The organism is Paenalcaligenes hermetiae (assembly GCF_039543645.1).
Lineage (GTDB): Bacteria > Pseudomonadota > Gammaproteobacteria > Burkholderiales > Burkholderiaceae_B > Paenalcaligenes > Paenalcaligenes hermetiae.
On sequence record NZ_BAABKD010000002.1, the window covers coordinates 348,585 to 365,105 of the forward strand.

Here is a 16,521-nt window from a genome sequence, read left to right on the forward strand (position 1 = left end):
TCAATGACGTCGGCGGGCAGAGCGCGAGGTTTTTAAAGGCTCAATAGCTTCTACACGCTCAATCGCTTGTAAGGCGGCGGCTTGTTCAGCAGCACGGCGACTATTGCCACTGGCTTGCACCACAATATCGAGTTTATCGATGCGGCACTCAACATCAAACACCTGACTATGTGCAGCACCATGTGTTGCTACCACTAAATACACCGGCAAATCCAAACGGCGCCCTTGAAGCATTTCTTGGAGCAAGGTTTTAGGATCTTTACCTAGTGTTTTAGGGTCAACAGTTAACAAAATTGGCTCATACTGACGACTGATCACATAGGCAGCCGCCTCAAACCCGCCATCTAAGTAAACTGCGCCAAAAACAGCCTCCAGCGCATCCGATAAAATAGATGGCCGTCTAAATCCACCACTTTTCAGTTCGCCTTCGCCCAGACGTAAAAAATCCGATAAGTTTAATTTTTGGGCAATTTCTGCCAGAGTTGATTGCTTGACTAAATTGGCTCGTATCCGCGACAAATCACCTTCATCGATACGATCAAACTGCTTATACAACAAAGAAGCCACCACAAAATTCAGTACCGAATCCCCAAGGAATTCTAAACGCTCATTGTGCTTGGCATTATGACTACGATGCGTCACCGCCTGCTCTAACAGAGCAGGAGTAGTAAAATGATAATCGATGGCGTCTTCTAAACGAGATAACCGTGCTGCCATTAGTGGAATCGTCCTATACGACCGGGTTCGCTAAAATTCATCCAGATAAAAAACGCGCGACCCACTACATTTTCATCTGGAACAAAACCCCAATATCGACTATCTAAACTATTGTCACGATTATCCCCCATGACAAAATAATGGCCTTCAGGCACGACACACTGTATTGCTTGGCGCCCGTAGTCACAGTTATCTAGATAAGGAAAACGTACGATAGGCATGTAGTCTTGGTTTTGCTGTGTATTGACTAGAACCTGATGGGGCTGAGAACCCAGCTGCTCCGTATACTGAGCAACATAGTTATGGCGATCCGGCTCAAAATACTGCCCAGACGGCGTTAAATTAACCGCTTGATCGTTCACATACAGCTGATTGCCCTCGTAGCGCACTACATCTCCAGGCACACCTACTACACGCTTAATATAGTCAATACTGGTATCAACAGGATAACGAAATACCAGTACATCCCCTGCTTTGGGATCTGACAAAGGAATCACCTTTTTGTTTATGACAGGTATACGTATACCGTATTGATACTTATTAACTAAAATAAAATCCCCGCTTTGTAAAGTAGGAAGCATCGAACCTGAGGGAATGCGAAACGGCTCAAAGATAAAAGAGCGTAATACAAAGACAAAGAGAATAACGGGGAAAAAGCTCACCCCGTACTCTACCCACCAAGGCATTTTGCCAGCTTTTGCGCGGGCTTCCTCTTTAAGTTGTTGCTGCTGCTCCGTGCTGAGCCCCGGCACATAAGGGACATTCGCAGCGGCCGCCTCAGCGCGCTGACGCCGCTTTGCAGCTAATGAATATCGATCCCAGAACCAAACAATTCCAGTAATCACCAACAAAATAAATAAAATGAGGGAAAAGTCCCAACGCATAAGTGGCACCGTTTATTAATTGTCTTCGACTTGTAAAATCGCTAAGAAAGCCTCTTGTGGAATCTCCACATTACCGACTTGCTTCATGCGTTTTTTACCTTCTTTTTGTTTTTCAAGCAGCTTTTTCTTACGTGAAATATCACCACCATAACACTTGGCGAGTACGTTTTTACGCAAGGCTTTAACGTTTTCACGAGCAATTACCTCGGCCCCAATAGCGGCTTGAATCGCAATATCAAACATCTGACGTGGAATGAGGCCACGCATCTTAGACACCACCTCGCGCCCACGATAACGTGCACTTTGACGGTGCACAATCATCGATAGAGCATCGACACGGTCCCCGTTAATTAACAGATCCACTTTGACTACATCCGCAGCACGATACTCAAGGAATTCATAATCCATCGATGCATAGCCACGCGACACCGATTTTAAACGGTCAAAGAAATCCAACACAATCTCAGCTAAAGGGATCTCATAGACCAAACTGACCTGACGCCCTAAGTAGGTCATATTAAGCTGCACCCCACGCTTTTGGTTGCAAAGCGTCATCACGGGCCCCACATATTCTTGCGGCATCAAGAGAGTGACCTCAACAATGGGTTCACGTATTTCAGCGATTTGGCCTACCTCGGGCATCCGTGAAGGGCTATCAATCATGAGCACTTCGCCATCATTGCGCTGTACCTCATAAACCACCGAAGGCGCGGTGGTGATGATATCCATATCGAACTCACGCTCTAAGCGCTCTTGCACGATTTCTAAATGCAGCAGTCCCAAAAATCCGCAACGAAAACCAAAACCTAGCGCTTGAGAAACCTCGGGCTCAAACATCAATGAGGCATCATTGAGCTTTAGTTTCTCTAGGGAGTCACGCAACTGATCGTACTCACTACTTTCAACAGGGTACACCCCTGCAAAAACCTGTGGTTTGACCTCTTTAAAGCCTGGTAAAGGAGTATCAGCCGCTTTATTACCACTGTGCGTAATCGTATCCCCTACCTTGGCCTGCTCTAGCTCTTTAATCCCAGTGACGACAAAGCCGACCTCTCCTGCAGCCAATTGCTCGACAGGAGTGGATTTTGGCGTAAACATACCGATTTGCTCACAAATATGCTGTGAGTGATTCGACATGAGTTGGATTTTATCGCGGTGTTTCAGTACGCCATTGACAATACGCACCAACATGACCACGCCCACATAGTTATCAAACCATGAGTCAATAATCAATGCTTGTAACGGCGCATCGGGATCTCCTTCAGGAGCAGGGATATGCGTCACAATGGCTTCCAAAATATCATCAATGCCCTGACCTGTTTTAGCACTCGCCTCGATGGCTTCAGAGGCATCAATACCAATCACGTCTTCAATTTCTTGGCGAGCTGCATCTGGATCGGCCGATGGTAAATCAATTTTATTTAATACGGGGATGACTTCTAAGTCTTGTTCCAATGCGGTATAGCAGGTCGCAACCGTTTGAGCTTCTACCCCTTGTGATGCATCCACCACCAATAACGCGCCCTCACACGCTTGCAGTGAACGACTCACCTCATAAGAGAAGTCCACGTGCCCAGGAGTATCGATAAGATTGATACGATACTCTTTACCATCTTTGGCCTTATATTTAAGGGCAGCGGTTTGTGCTTTAATCGTAATCCCACGTTCACGCTCAATATCCATCGAGTCTAAAACCTGAGTGGACATTTCACGATCCTCTAGCCCCCCACAGCGCTGAATTAGGCGGTCGGCCAGGGTAGATTTACCATGGTCAATATGAGCGATAATAGAAAAGTTGCGGATAAGATCCATAGACCTAAATAAAAAAACAACCGGTTAATCGGAGCCAGCTGAAAATACAAAAAAGGGGCGCTCTGGGCGCCCCTAGAAGGCTAAATTGTGATTTAGCCTTTTTGTACGGGTTATTTGGTTGGTTTTACCAATACCCATTGGGCATTATTACCACGAACAACTAAAAGTGCCGCGTTTTTTCCTGCTGATAACGATTTTACAATGCGTTGATAACTGCTGGCATCTAAATCATCGTGATTATTAATTTGTAAAATAATATCACCTTCGGCAATACCGGATTGGGCAGCCGGCGCACTCGCCGCTTTTACCTTGATACCCGAATCTACCCCTAAGCGTTGTTTATCTGCATCAGATAAGTTTTCAACTACCAGTCCCAAGCGATCAACATCCGTTTTTGCTTCTGGGGCTTTAGCAACGCTAGTACCTGTGGTGAGCTCGCCAACTTCGGTTTTTAGGGTAATGGATTTTCCTTTGCGCCAGACCTCGACATCAACCTTAGAGCCTGGTTTTGCCGCACCAACAATGCGCGGTAAATCGCTCATTTGTTTGATCTCTTTGTCACCAAAACGCAAGATCACATCACCATTACGAATACCGGCTTTGGCGGCAGGCCCGTTTTCTTCGATATTGCTAACTAAGGCCCCTTTATTATCGGGTAAACCTAAGGCTTTAGCCACGTCTTCACTTACATCCGTGATTTGCACCCCTATTCTACCGCGAGTGACCTTACCGTGGGATTTTAACTGATCCACGACATTCATGGCCTCATCAATAGGGATAGCTAAAGAAATCCCCATAAAGCCGCCACTACGTGAAATGATCTGGGAGTTAACCCCAACCACTTCTCCTGATAAATTTAATAGCGGTCCGCCGGAGTTTCCAGGATTCACCGCCACATCGGTTTGAATAAAAGGCAGATAATCCCCGGTATCTCGATTAATAGCACTCACCACCCCTACTGTAACAGTGGAATCCAAACCAAAAGGCGATCCAATTGCCATCACCCATTGCCCTTTTTTTAAATTAGAGGGGCTACCAATTTTAAGTGGCGATAGATTTTTAGCATCAACTTTGATTAAAGCAATATCCGTACGTTCATCGGCGCCAATAACCTTTGCTTTGTACTCTTTGCCATCCACCAACGTGACAAAAATGTCTTTGGCATCCGCAATCACATGATTATTCGTCAATATATAACCATCTGCGGAAATGACAAAGCCAGAACCGACCCCTCGTGGCACCACACGCTCTTCGGCTTGTGGGGCTCGACGATGAGGGTTACTAGGCGCTGGCATAAAGTCTGGCCCAAAGAACCAGCGAAATAAATCATATGGATCCCCACTACCCATAGGGGAACGCACTGGAATGCTTTCTGTAGTACGGATATTTACAACAGATTTTTCTGTTTTTTCTACGATCTGACTAAAATCAGGTAACACCACAGCTGGGGCCGCCGCTTGTGCCATCGCTGGTGTCTGCATACCCAAGCCCAGTGTTACAGCCACGCATAAACTGCTTAAAACACGCGATAAACGTTTAGTGCGAATTTGCATTAGATGCACTCCGTGAGTTGTTTTTATTTAGCAACTGGAACAAATTCAGTATTGTTCCCGAGATAATGTAAAGTTTCTAAAGGGACCTCGCCCGTGGCAGTTAACCAAAAATCACCAATCCGTTTTCTATACAAATGAATACTACCTTTACGGGAGCCCGGATCGGCTTTCAGTCGCTGACTAAATGCATCTACAGGCTCAATAAAAACAGAAATAGACGCTAACCCATCAGACAACACAAGCTGAGCCACCTGACGCTCACTACGGATAAAACGTGTAATTTGCGTTACCGGCTCAAAACCTGCCGGATAAGGAATACGCCAACCCTGAGCCATCAGATCGGTTTTCTCCATATGAGCAGCAATCACTTTCCAGTCATTGTACTTCCAAGAGGACTGCAGTGCATCTACCTCGACATTTTGACCAATCTGCACACTCGCAAAACTGACTTGATTGATGACTTTGTTATTTATATGGGTGGCAATGGTCTGAGATTTCAAGAGCAAATGATGCGTTTTATCTACGCAAAACCGATACCCATACCGCCATTGATCAACCGGTATTAACAAGTAATCTTGGCACTCACGCCCTGCGACTCGTTGAATATCGCCTTTTTGAAATTGGTAAAAGTCTTCGATTGACGCGGACTCTGCTGTGAGCAACGCAGGAAAACGGTCATTTTTAGGTTTTTCGAGAATAATGGTTTTTTGCTCGGGAATTAAACACTGCGTTACATCATTCACCCGAATAAACTCACGCTCAATCCCGTCTAAGACTGTTAAGCGCTCATGTTCACCCGTGCCATCAATCACATGCACCAAATGCATAGACTCCGTACCAGAGGGATTGCTGTAACTAATGACACCCGAATAATCAAGCTGGCGAGCGGCTTGCTGGACCTGTCGTAAAATATCGCTCACCGACACTGGCTCTGCCTGCGCCGTTAACGCTAACAGTACCCCTCCTAGGCAAGCTAAAAATACTTTCATGCTACTGCCCTACCGAATACGATACATAACTCGCCGGCCCGGCTCCTGCTAATGAGCGATGTGCATCAATATAATCAGCCCACAGCTCATCTGCACTCGCTAACACCGGCGTTACCTCGTCGATGGGTTCGGGTTGTAGGACCCACAAAGAAGCCACCAGCGCCGCACTAATGGCCGCTGCAGGCAAGCCCCAACGTTTCCATTTTGTGATTTTTAGGGCGTTAGGCGCAAATACAATCGGTTCCTCATCAATTGCTTTCGCTACGCGCGCATAAAACAAATCAGAAGGCTCTACGGCTAAATCCTCACTGCGCAACACATCACCAATTAAATGGTAATTTTCCCAAAGCTGGCGTCCATAAGGAGAATCCAGCTGGTCAACATCGGAGGGCAGCTCCCCGTCCATCCACAACGAGACCGACTCCTCCAAACTATATTGCTTAAACTCATCTTGGTTGTGGTGTTTTTTCGCCTGCATGCTGTTTCCTTAGTTAGTCCCTTCTCGAACCTTGCGTAGTTTCTCTGCAATCGCTTCACGCGCCCGAAAAATGCGTGAGCGCACCGTACCAATAGGACAATCCATCGTCTGTGCGATATCCTCGTAGCTGAGACCTTCGATTTCACGCAATAATATAGCCGTACGTAATTCAGGTGCTAACTCGTTAATTGCTGTTTTCACTGCGCTCGCTACCTGACGGCTAACTAATTCTGACTCAGGGGTATTGATATCAGTTAGAGTGTCTAAAGCACTAAAAGTTTCCCCATCCTCGTTCTGATATTCGTTGAGTAACAGGGGGCGCCTGCCATTAGCTACCTGCCAATTGCGTGCGGAGTTAATCGCAATACGATATAACCATGTATAAAAATTACTATCCCCTCTGAACTGCGGTAGAGCACGATACGCTTTAATAAAGGTTTCTTGTGCCACATCCTCGACCTCGGCAGGATCACTAATCATACGAGCAAGCAAGCGCATAATACGTCGTTGGTATTTTAAAACAAGCAAATCAAAAGCACGCTTATTGCCTTGCTGTACCTGATGGACCAAATCTTTATCTACATCATGACTCATATAGGATCTGCCAAAGAGGCCTGTTGATTAAGAAGCTGATAATAGCGTAAATGGATATGCGCTTGCCTCCATATTTCTGGGGTTACAGCACTACGCCAAAGCGTGAAGTAGTGTGTCTTGTGCGGAAAGGTCCGATACCTATATTGAAATCGAACTACAACTGGACTATACCAGACGTGCGTCACAACAATAGGGCTATTTGAAGAAAGAAGAAATGCCAGAGAAGGATCTAGATTTTGTAAAGTGAGTGCATGCTGTTGGCGCCACAAAAGATAAGCACCTGCGCTCAACACCCATGCGGCAACTATTGCATACAGCCACCAAGCATAACCCCAGCGCAACCAAAGCCAACCACAAACAGTGAGCACTAGCCCATAAAAGAGCAATCCCAGCACGATCACGCGTAAAGAAATACCCGTGAAGCTGTGCTGGGATAATAAGCGCATGGCTTAATCCAGACGACGCACCACCATGGTGCCGTTTGTGCCTCCAAACCCAAACGAATTGGAGACGGCCACATTGATTTTGGTCTCTCGTGCTTGATTGGCGCAATAGTCCAAATCGCACTCAGGATCCTGATTAAAAATATTAATGGTAGGGGGGGAAACCTGATTGTATAAAGCCAGTGTTGTGAAAACAGCTTCGATCCCACCCGCTGCGCCGAGCAAATGCCCAGTCATCGATTTGGTGGAGTTAACAATCACATTTTTGGCGTGATCACCCAGAGCGAGTTTAATCGCTACGGTTTCATTGATATCACCAAGTGGGGTAGAGGTTCCGTGGGCGTTAATATAATCGACTTCGTCCACATTAATCCCACCATTACGTAAGGCATTCAGCATACCACGGCGTGGGCCATCGCTATCAGGCATTGTAATATGATGCGCATCCGAGCTCATGCCATAGCCAACGAACTCACCATAGATGCGAGCGCCACGCTTTTTCGCATGCTCGTATTCCTCGAGCACCAAGACCCCAGCGCCCTCGCCCATTACAAAACCGTCTCGATCGGTATCCCAAGGACGCGAAGCCGTTTCTGGGTCATCGTTGCGCGTAGACAGCGCACGCATGGCAGCAAAACCACCAATTCCCAGTGGGGATACGGTCGCCTCAGCCCCCCCAGCTACCATCACATCGGCATCGCCGTATTCAATCAAGCGCGCTGCATCACCAATAGAATGTAAGCCAGTGGTACATGCTGACACTACGGCATAGCTAGGACCTTTTAGCCCTAAAAGAATAGAAAGCTGCCCTGACACCAAGTTCACCAAAGAACCTGGCACAAAGAAAGGGGATATACGGCGCGGGCCACGTTCGAGGTAATCGGATTGTGTGGCCTCGATACGAGGTAAACCGCCAATCCCCGAGCCAACAATCACACCAATACGGTCGGCGTTGTCCTCGGTGACTTCTAGGCCAGCATCACGCCACGCCTGTACCCCAGCAGCAATACCATAATGGATAAAAGTATCCATTTGTTTGGCTTCTTTCGCTGAGATGTACTGCGTGACATCAAAATCTTTAACCTCACCCGCAATTTGGGCTGTGAGAGCCGAGGGATCAAAACGCGTAATACGCCCGATGCCTGAACGCCCATTAACGATGTTATCCCATGCGGTGGAAATATCGTTGCCTACAGGGGAAACAATACCCAGACCGGTAATTACGACACGTCGTTTCACGGATGACTCCTAAATACAAAAAAAGCGGTTCGTAGCGAATGACCCACGCTATGCTCCTAAAGATAGGTAAAGGGGCTAGTGTATCATTCTCTGTAAACCGCCTTGAGCTAAGGGGCAAGCCAAGCAGAAACTAAGCCTGCCCACACCCAGGTTTGAAATTACTGCTCGCTGTTAGCGTTAATATAGTTAACAGCTTGCTGAACCGTCGTGATTTTCTCAGCTTCTTCGTCTGGGATTTCGGTTTCGAATTCGTCTTCGAGCGCCATCACGAGCTCGACCATGTCGAGCGAGTCGGCACCGAGGTCGTCAAGAAAAGAAGATTCGTTCTTGATCTCGGCTTCGTTGACGCCAAGTTGTTCAGCGACGATCTTCTTGACGCGCTGTTCGATGCTTTCCATGCAGATTCTCCAAATTGGGGGTTAATTCCCACAAATTATAGCCAAACAAACACAAAGGGTGCAGGCTATGACCAAAAACGGCAATATCGGTTGTCTTTGAGTTCAAAGGCAAACTGATATGCCCCTTAAAAAATAGTAAAGTACGTAATTTAACCTTAGATGAGCTTTTCGCCAAGCCCTTTACATATACATACCACCATTAACATGCAAGGTAGTCCCTGTAATGTAATCGGCTTGAGGACCAGCCAAAAAGGCTACAGCATTCGCAATATCTTGGCTTTGCCCCAAACGCCCTAGGGGGATTTGGGTAAGTAAAGCGGCTTGTTGGTCCTCTGAAAGTGCACGCGTCATATCGGTATCGATAAAACCCGGAGCAACACAGTTGACCGTAATATTGCGACTGCCCAATTCACGCGCCAGAGCACGCGACATCCCAGCTACACCAGCTTTAGCCGCCGCGTAGTTGGCTTGCCCAGGGTTGCCGCTATAGCCAACCACTGAGCTGATGTTTATTATACGACCCCAGCGGGCTTTCATCATAGGACGAATAACCGCACGACTTAAGCGGAATACAGCCCGTAGGTTAGTGTTAAGTACCGCATCAAAATCGTCGTCTTTGAGACGCATAGCAAGGTTATCACGAGTGATCCCTGCATTGTTTACCAGTATATGAGGACCACCCTCTTTAGACAATTGGGCAATTAAGTCATCACAAGCTTGGTCATCGTTTACGTCAAGCTGTACACCGCGCCCTGTTTCACTGTTTAAATAAGCGGTAATTGCATCAGCACCAGCCTGCGTGGTCGCTGTGCCAATAACCTGAGCACCTAGCGACTGCAGCTCCAAAGCAATGGCTTGACCGATACCACGGGAGGCCCCTGTCACTAAAGCAATTTTTCCGGCTAATGGGGTAGTTGTCATATTATGCGTTTAACTGATTAAATGTCTGTTCAAGTGAGGCGGGGTCCTGAATAGAGAACACCTGAATTTCTTTGTCTATGCGCTTAATTAGCCCAGATAGCACCTTGCCGGGACCACATTCTACAATATGAGTCACTCCCTGATCACGCATTTTCTGAATGGTTTGCACCCAGCGTACAGGTTGCCATGCTTGGCGCACTAAAGCCGACTTAATCGCATCGATCTCTACGGGCATCTCTACATCCACGTTATTGATGACCGGTATACGAGGACTATGCATTTGAATTTGATCTAGGGCTTGCTCAAGTATTTTTGACGCTGGCTCGATTAAGCTGGAATGAAAGGGGGCAGACACAGGCAATAACATAGCACGCCTTGCTCCCGCAGACTTTGCGATTTCGCAAGCACGCTCAACGGCCTCTTTGTGCCCTGCAATCACAATCTGCCCAGGTGCATTAAAGTTAACTGGCTCTACGACTTGGCCTTGGGCTGCCAGCGAACATACGTCTTGAATTTGTTGATCATCAAGATTCAAAACCGCAGCCATTGCCCCAACCCCTACGGGTACAGCGTCCTGCATAGCATTAGCACGAATACGAACAAGCTTAACCGCATCGGCTAAATCAAACACGCCAGCCGCGGTTAGCGCAGAGTATTCCCCTAAGCTGTGCCCTGCTACCATGTCCGGCAAAGCCCCACCAGCCTCTATCCATGCCCTAAACATAGCTACTGCAGCCAGAAGCATGGCAGGCTGAGTATTTGTTGTAAGATTTAAATCTGTGTCGGGACCCTGAGCAATTAAAGCGCCTAAATCCTGCCCTAAAGCCTGATTGGCGGTTGTAATGGCCTGCTGCACTACGGTATGGTCTGCCCATGCATCGAGCATGCCTACCGTTTGCGAACCTTGTCCTGGGAAAACAAATGCGATTTTCATAGTGTTATTGTGAATGAATGAAGTTGCCGTCAAGCCTAACACAAAAAAACTACATGCGCGCTAGGATAGAACCCCAAGTAAAACCACCACCTACCCCCTGCATCAGCACCACCTGACCCGCTTGAATGCGCCCATCTTTACGTGCGGCATCTAAGGCCAGCGGCACACTGGCTGCTGAAGTATTGGCATGTTTATCTAGAGTTATGACCACTTTTTCAGAGGGCATACCTAATTTGCGCCCAATGAAGTTAATAATGCGCACATTCGCTTGGTGCGGCACCATCCAGTCGATTTGCTCTAAGGTCAAACCGGCTTGCTCGGCTACCTCTTGCGCTGACTTAGTCAGTGCATTCACCGCAAACTTGAATACGGCTTGGCCATCCATACGTAAAAAAGGGTCTCCTATGACTTCACCATAAGAAACATTACCCGCCGTACAAAGAATATGGTTTTGGCTCCCATCGGCATTAAGCTTAGCAGCTAATAAGCCCGGCTCTGATGACTGGGTAAGCACCACCGCCCCCGCACCATCGCCAAAAAGCACGCATGTGCCTCGGTCTTTCCAGTCCAATATGCTGGAAAACACCTCGGCACCAATGACTAATGCTGTTTTCGCCACCCCAGCTTTAATCAGAGCATCCGCTGTTGTTAACGCATATACAAAACCACTACAAACCGCCTGTACATCAAAAGCTGCCCCACCAGATATACCTAATTGGCTCTGAACCAAACATGCCGTACTAGGGAAAATATGATCTGGGGTTGAAGTAGCAACAATGATTAAGTCTACCTCTGCGGCATGGATACCGGCATCGTTAATCGCTGCTCGCGCTGCATGCGTCGCCAGCTGACTAGAAGTGACACCACGATCCGCTAAGTGACGCTGACGAATACCCGTACGTTCTGTAATCCACGCGTCCGAGGTCTCCACCCCCTGCTGGGCTAGCTGCGCAGCAAGATCATCATTAGAGACAACACGAGGGGGTAAATAAGCCCCTGTCCCGATTATTTTGGTATATGGCATAGCAAGTAGTCCTTGAAGATGCTTAGAGCGCGGATTCAGGGTGCGGATCGACAGCAACCGTCTCGTCGTTTTGGGCCTCGAGGCGAAGCCGTAGATTTTGAATGGCCTCGTTGATACCTGCTAGCAAACCATGTTTCGAGGCATCACGAGCGCGCTGCAAAGCATATCCAAACGCATAAGCATCCGCTGAGCCGTGGCTTTTTATTACAATCCCACGCAAGCCGAGCAAAGCGGCTCCGTTATAACGACGGTTATCGACACGGTCGCCTAAGCGATTTAAAACGGGTTTTGCCACTAAGCCGGCCGCCATAGATAAACTGTTGCGCGTGAATTCTTCTCGTAACATCGAGGCGACCATTTTGGCTAGCCCTTCTAGGGATTTCAAAACCACATTGCCGACAAAACCGTCACATACAATGACATCCACAGTACCTTTACAGATGTCATCGCCCTCTACGTTACCATAGAAGTTCAAACCGCTATGACGCAGGAGCTCTGAAGCCTGTTTTACGACCTCGTTGCCTTTGATGACTTCTTCGCCGATATTAAGCAAACCGATGGAAGGACTAGGATGTTTATCCACAATCGAAGCTAATGCTGAACCCATCATGGCAAACTGCAACAAATGCTCTGCTGTGCAGTCTACATTTGCTCCTAAGTCGAGCATGAGAGTAGCACCGCCCTTTTGGTTGGGGATAGAGGTAGCAATGGCAGGACGACTGATTCCATCGAGTGTTTTCAACACATAGCGAGAAATCGCCATCCACGCGCCGGTGTTTCCGGCAGAGATACATGCATCAGCCTGCCCGTCTTTGACGAGCTGCGCTGCTACACGCATAGAAGAATCTTTTTTGCGCCGTAACGCGACCTCTACCGCATCGTCCATAGTAACGATCTCTGAGGCGTGTACGATTTGATACCAGTCACGACTTATGGAGCCATGGCTAGCTAAGGCTTCAGCTATACGAGCCCCATCGCCCACTAATAAGCAATACACATCATCATATTGCGAGGCAAACTGTATCGCAGCGGGAATAGTGACGGCTAAGCCGATATCCCCGCCCATACAGTCAATGGCGATACGAACGGATTGTTTTGACATGAGAAATGCTACGGCGCAACAAACGAAGACTGATTACGTAAATTAATCGTCGTTTTTTGTTTGTAGCACTTTGCGACCGCGGTAAACACCGTTAGGGCTGATATGGTGACGCAAGTGCAATTCGCCAGTGGTTGGCTCGATTGCGGTAGCAGGACCGGTTAAGGCATCGTGAGAACGACGCATGCCACGACGAGACGGGCTCTTTTTATTTTGCTGAACAGCCATGATGACTCCTGTACACAGAGCAGATCAACAATGACCAGCCCCGTAAATGAAAAAATAAAGTTACGATTTTTTTAATTGGCTGAGGACGGCAAAAGGATTGGGTTTTTCGTCTTCGGCCTCTTCGCTTTGGTGTTGTAATGCTTCCGGTAAATCGGGGCATTCGGTATGGCGCGGCACGTAGGGCAGACTGAGAATCAGTTCGTCCTCGATGAGCTCCAACGCATTCAGTTGACGTGATGCCAAAATGCGTTCGGGCGTATCGGGATCATCAATATCTACGTCCAGCTCGGCCTTGTCTTCGACCACCAACACCGTTGTGTCTGCCTGGATGGCATAGTCAAAGTCTTTTAAGCAGCGCTGACAGTTTAACACCACACTGCCTTTGAGCTGAACCCGAAGAAAAGATTGTCCCGCACGATCTGTTAAGCCCTGAATAGACCACTGTAACAATTGATCGTGTTGTGCCGGTAAGCCTTCTAGCGCACGAACAAAATCAGAAATTGGGCTTTGCGCCTGTATAGTCTGACCGTTACGTGTAAACACGGCAGTATCTATGAGATATTGTGTTTGCTGCAAGGCAGATGTTTCCAATAACGAAGAAAAAGAGTGATAATAACGCGTTGACGGCAAGCTCGTCAAACAATTCACCCATTTTACACCACAAAATCATTATGCGTCTTATTCTGGCATCGGGCTCGGTTTATCGCCGGGCTTTACTCGAACGACTTCAACTCCCCTTCGATGTGATTTCTCCGGATGTGGACGAAAGCCCGCTTCCTGATGAAACCCCCGATCAGCTCGCACAACGCTTAGCTCAAGCAAAAGCCTTGAAAATAGCTCGAGCTCACCCTGAAGCCATTGTAATCGGCTCGGATCAGGTGGCAGCGCTGGGGCATTTCTGTTTAGGTAAACCAGGATCCCATGAGCAAGCGACCAAACAACTCCAGCAGCTCAGTGGCCAAAAAGTGGTTTTTCATACAGCCTTATGCGTGGCACAAAACACACAGTTCCACACCGTCAACGTGCTTACCACGTGCCATTTTCGCGAGCTGAGCCTAGCAGAAATCCAAAGCTATCTACTGCGCGAGAAGCCCTACGACACTGCGGGTAGTGCCAAAGCAGAGAGCCTAGGCATCGCGCTGATGCAATCCATGCAGTCCGATGATCCAACTGCCATTATTGGCCTGCCCATGATCGAACTGTGCCGCTTATTACGCGCTTTTGGCATTAACCCCCTCACCGCCCCAGTATCCTTAGCTCATGTCTAAAACCTTACACTTAATCCCTGTGCCACTTGGCCAAAGCGATAATGCTCATTGGCTCCCTGCTTCTGTGCAACGACAAGCCAGCCAGTTACGCTGTTTTATTGTAGAAAATGCAAAAACCGCGCGTGCTTTTTTAAAACAAATGGGCACTGAACATGCTATCCAAGACATCACGCTCTACCAACTAGATAAACGGGGCACACCAAAAAAGCAAATACAACAATGGCTACAAAGCCCGGCTGCTTCCGAGGGCATAGGGCTGATGTCTGAAGCTGGCTGTCCTGCGGTTGCCGACCCCGGTGCTGTTGTGGTGACTATGGCTCATGAGCTAGGTTTTCAAGTCAAAGCCCATGTCGGGCCCTCTTCTATTTTGCTTGGCCTGATGGCCAGCGGCTTGGATGGACAAAATTTCTGCTTCCATGGCTATGTGCCTAAGCAGTCAGATGAGCAAGTCCGCACCCTAAAACTCTGGGAGCAACAGTCTAAAAAACACCAGCAATCCCAGATTTTTATCGAAACCCCCTATCGCAACCCCGCTTTATTTGATGCCTTGGTGAGAACCCTTGAGCCCTCAACCCGGCTCTGTGTAGCAAGAGCGTTAACCACCGAAGAGGAATGGGTTAAAACCTATACGGTAAGCCAATGGCGTAACCAGCCTCCCCCTGAGCTTAATAAACTACCAACTTTATTTTTATTTCAGGCTTATGCGTAATTACTTCCGTTTAGCCCTTCTTGCTATCCCATTCATTTTAACGGCTTGCAGCACCGCCCCTCGCATTGGTGGCCATCCTGTCATCACAGATATAGAAGCGATTGGGCAAAATAGTCGTGTTCGCCATCTTGTGCTGCACTATACATCAGCTGATACCCCTACCTCGCTCCGTGTACTCAGTCAAAAAAACGTAAGTAGTCACTATCTCATCACAGATGAGACCCCACCCCGTCTCTACCGTCTAGTCGATGAAAGCCAGCGCGCTTGGCATGCTGGAGTCAGCCAGTGGTATCACTATAAGGACTTAAACACGAGCTCTATAGGCATCGAAATCGTCAATGCAGGCAAGCAAGCTGAAGACCAATGGACACCTTATACGGCAGCACAAATTGAGCTACTGATCACTCTTGCTCAAGATATTATTCAGCGCCACGGCATCACCCCCGCTAATATTGTTGGTCATAGTGATATTGCCCCACAGCGTAAAATCGACCCAGGCCCACTTTTCCCCTGGGAGCAATTAGCTGCTCATGGCATCGGGCGCTGGTATAACGCACAACAAGCTTTACAATGGCAACAATACTATTTAGATAATGGCTTACCCTCGTATTTGGAAATACAACAGCTATTAAAAAAAGCGGGTTATGCCGTGCCAGAGCATGGCCAATGGGATCGGGCCTCGCAAAATGTTTTAGCTGCTTTTCAAATGCACTATAGACCCAGTCGCTATGATGGTCTCCCCGACGCCCAAACCCTTGGTATTTTGAAAGCACTACGCGAGTGACCACGCTGTGCTCTCTCTTAATGATAAAGCAGTTGTGGTAAGTACAGCGCTAAAGGTGGGAGGCTGACTATTAATAACAGCCGCAACATATCAAAAGCCCAAAAAGGTAGGATCCCTTTAAATATCGTACCGGTTTTGACGTCTTTTAGTACCGCACTTAATACAAATACATTCATCCCAACGGGTGGGGTGATAAGACTAATTTCGGTCACCACATAATGAATATTTACGGCTGTAATCTGCAAAAATCAGATCAATGTGCGCACCCGGCGTCCAGCGAGGAAACTCGCCCCCATCCCCCGCCCATCCCCCGCTTTAATTCCCGAAAGCAGTGTAGGCGTTGTCGCTATGGAGGGGCTCAATACCGAGCTTGCCGCCCAAGCTGTGATCGCTTGCGCCCAACACATCGCTAAAAAACTAGCCCTATAAAAAAAGGGCCTAAAGGCC

At 47.9% G+C, this 16,521-nt stretch carries 21 protein-coding genes; 4 read left to right on the forward strand and 17 right to left on the reverse strand.

Annotated elements, in window-relative coordinates; translation table 11 throughout:
- The 16 genes from rnc to ABD980_RS03385 form a co-directional block, all read right to left on the reverse strand.
- A complete protein-coding gene (gene rnc, locus ABD980_RS03310; RefSeq protein WP_345369569.1) occupies positions 1 to 717 on the reverse strand; it encodes a ribonuclease III in 717 nt (238 codons plus the stop codon).
- Complete coding sequence (gene lepB / locus ABD980_RS03315) at positions 717 to 1,601, reverse strand: signal peptidase I (protein WP_260649796.1); 885 nt, start codon at positions 1,599 to 1,601, stop codon at positions 717 to 719. The genes rnc and lepB overlap by 1 nt, the downstream gene beginning before the upstream one ends.
- Before the next feature lie 15 nt (positions 1,602 to 1,616).
- Complete coding sequence (gene lepA, locus ABD980_RS03320; protein WP_260649797.1) at positions 1,617 to 3,413, reverse strand: translation elongation factor 4; 1,797 nt, start codon at positions 3,411 to 3,413, stop codon at positions 1,617 to 1,619.
- 110 nt (positions 3,414 to 3,523) lie between these two features.
- Positions 3,524 to 4,966 carry a DegQ family serine endoprotease gene (locus ABD980_RS03325; RefSeq protein WP_345369572.1) on the reverse strand — a complete coding sequence of 481 codons (1,443 nt, stop codon included), beginning with the start codon at positions 4,964 to 4,966 and terminating at the stop codon, positions 3,524 to 3,526.
- A 23-nt stretch (positions 4,967 to 4,989) separates the two neighbouring features.
- The gene (locus ABD980_RS03330) at positions 4,990 to 5,955 is read right to left on the reverse strand and encodes a MucB/RseB C-terminal domain-containing protein (protein ID WP_260649800.1); all 966 of its coding nucleotides are present in this window, start codon (positions 5,953 to 5,955) and stop codon (positions 4,990 to 4,992) included.
- A 1-nt stretch (position 5,956) separates the two neighbouring features.
- Positions 5,957 to 6,433: a sigma-E factor negative regulatory protein gene (locus ABD980_RS03335; RefSeq protein ID WP_300647983.1), complete on the reverse strand. Its 477-nt coding sequence runs from the start codon at positions 6,431 to 6,433 to the stop codon at positions 5,957 to 5,959.
- 9 nt (positions 6,434 to 6,442) lie between these two features.
- Positions 6,443 to 7,027 (reverse strand): RNA polymerase sigma factor RpoE, encoded by a 585-nt coding sequence (gene rpoE / locus ABD980_RS03340; protein WP_300647981.1) that lies wholly within the window; start codon positions 7,025 to 7,027, stop codon positions 6,443 to 6,445.
- On the reverse strand, positions 7,024 to 7,473 hold the full coding sequence (locus ABD980_RS03345) for a hypothetical protein (protein WP_300647979.1): 450 nt from the start codon (positions 7,471 to 7,473) through the stop codon (positions 7,024 to 7,026). The genes rpoE and ABD980_RS03345 overlap by 4 nt, the downstream gene beginning before the upstream one ends.
- A 3-nt stretch (positions 7,474 to 7,476) precedes the next feature.
- Entirely contained in the window at positions 7,477 to 8,709 is a 1,233-nt protein-coding gene (gene fabF, locus ABD980_RS03350) for a beta-ketoacyl-ACP synthase II (protein ID WP_260649807.1), read from the reverse strand.
- A gap of 158 nt (positions 8,710 to 8,867) precedes the next feature.
- Entirely contained in the window at positions 8,868 to 9,107 is a 240-nt protein-coding gene (gene acpP / locus ABD980_RS03355) for an acyl carrier protein (RefSeq protein WP_077733660.1), read from the reverse strand.
- A 180-nt stretch (positions 9,108 to 9,287) separates the two neighbouring features.
- Positions 9,288 to 10,028, reverse strand: coding sequence for a 3-oxoacyl-ACP reductase FabG (gene fabG, locus ABD980_RS03360; protein WP_260649809.1), 741 nt, complete (start codon positions 10,026 to 10,028; stop codon positions 9,288 to 9,290).
- 1 nt (position 10,029) lies between these two features.
- Positions 10,030 to 10,962 (reverse strand): ACP S-malonyltransferase, encoded by a 933-nt coding sequence (gene fabD / locus ABD980_RS03365; protein ID WP_300647975.1) that lies wholly within the window; start codon positions 10,960 to 10,962, stop codon positions 10,030 to 10,032.
- Between the two features lie 49 nt (positions 10,963 to 11,011).
- A complete protein-coding gene (locus ABD980_RS03370; protein WP_300647973.1) occupies positions 11,012 to 11,986 on the reverse strand; it encodes a beta-ketoacyl-ACP synthase III in 975 nt (324 codons plus the stop codon).
- Positions 11,987 to 12,008: 22 nt separating this feature from the next.
- Entirely contained in the window at positions 12,009 to 13,088 is a 1,080-nt protein-coding gene (plsX, locus tag ABD980_RS03375; RefSeq protein ID WP_345369579.1) for a phosphate acyltransferase PlsX, read from the reverse strand.
- Between the two features lie 42 nt (positions 13,089 to 13,130).
- Positions 13,131 to 13,313, reverse strand: coding sequence for a 50S ribosomal protein L32 (rpmF, locus tag ABD980_RS03380; RefSeq protein WP_077733664.1), 183 nt, complete (start codon positions 13,311 to 13,313; stop codon positions 13,131 to 13,133).
- Positions 13,314 to 13,373: 60 nt separating this feature from the next.
- Complete coding sequence (locus tag ABD980_RS03385) at positions 13,374 to 13,889, reverse strand: YceD family protein (RefSeq protein WP_345369582.1); 516 nt, start codon at positions 13,887 to 13,889, stop codon at positions 13,374 to 13,376.
- A 95-nt stretch (positions 13,890 to 13,984) separates the two neighbouring features.
- Here ABD980_RS03385 and ABD980_RS03390 point away from each other — a divergent pair, with 95 nt between their 5' ends.
- The 3 genes from ABD980_RS03390 to ABD980_RS03400 are packed head-to-tail and all read left to right on the forward strand — an operon-like array spanning position 13,985 to position 16,074.
- Entirely contained in the window at positions 13,985 to 14,581 is a 597-nt protein-coding gene (locus ABD980_RS03390) for a Maf family nucleotide pyrophosphatase (RefSeq protein ID WP_300647965.1), read from the forward strand.
- Positions 14,574 to 15,290 (forward strand): SAM-dependent methyltransferase, encoded by a 717-nt coding sequence (locus ABD980_RS03395; protein ID WP_260649822.1) that lies wholly within the window; start codon positions 14,574 to 14,576, stop codon positions 15,288 to 15,290. The genes ABD980_RS03390 and ABD980_RS03395 overlap by 8 nt, the downstream gene beginning before the upstream one ends.
- Positions 15,283 to 16,074 (forward strand): N-acetylmuramoyl-L-alanine amidase, encoded by a 792-nt coding sequence (locus tag ABD980_RS03400; protein ID WP_300647962.1) that lies wholly within the window; start codon positions 15,283 to 15,285, stop codon positions 16,072 to 16,074. Before ABD980_RS03395 ends, ABD980_RS03400 begins: the two co-directional genes overlap by 8 nt.
- 17 nt (positions 16,075 to 16,091) lie before the next feature.
- Here ABD980_RS03400 and ABD980_RS03405 read toward each other — a convergent pair whose 3' ends face one another.
- On the reverse strand, positions 16,092 to 16,250 hold the full coding sequence (locus ABD980_RS03405) for a hypothetical protein (RefSeq protein WP_377536179.1): 159 nt from the start codon (positions 16,248 to 16,250) through the stop codon (positions 16,092 to 16,094).
- Between the two features lie 82 nt (positions 16,251 to 16,332).
- On the opposite strand from ABD980_RS03405, the gene ABD980_RS03410 reads away from it, so the two are divergent.
- Positions 16,333 to 16,503 carry a hypothetical protein gene (locus ABD980_RS03410; RefSeq protein ID WP_260649826.1) on the forward strand — a complete coding sequence of 57 codons (171 nt, stop codon included), beginning with the start codon at positions 16,333 to 16,335 and terminating at the stop codon, positions 16,501 to 16,503.
- Positions 16,504 to 16,521: the final 18 nt, after the last annotated feature.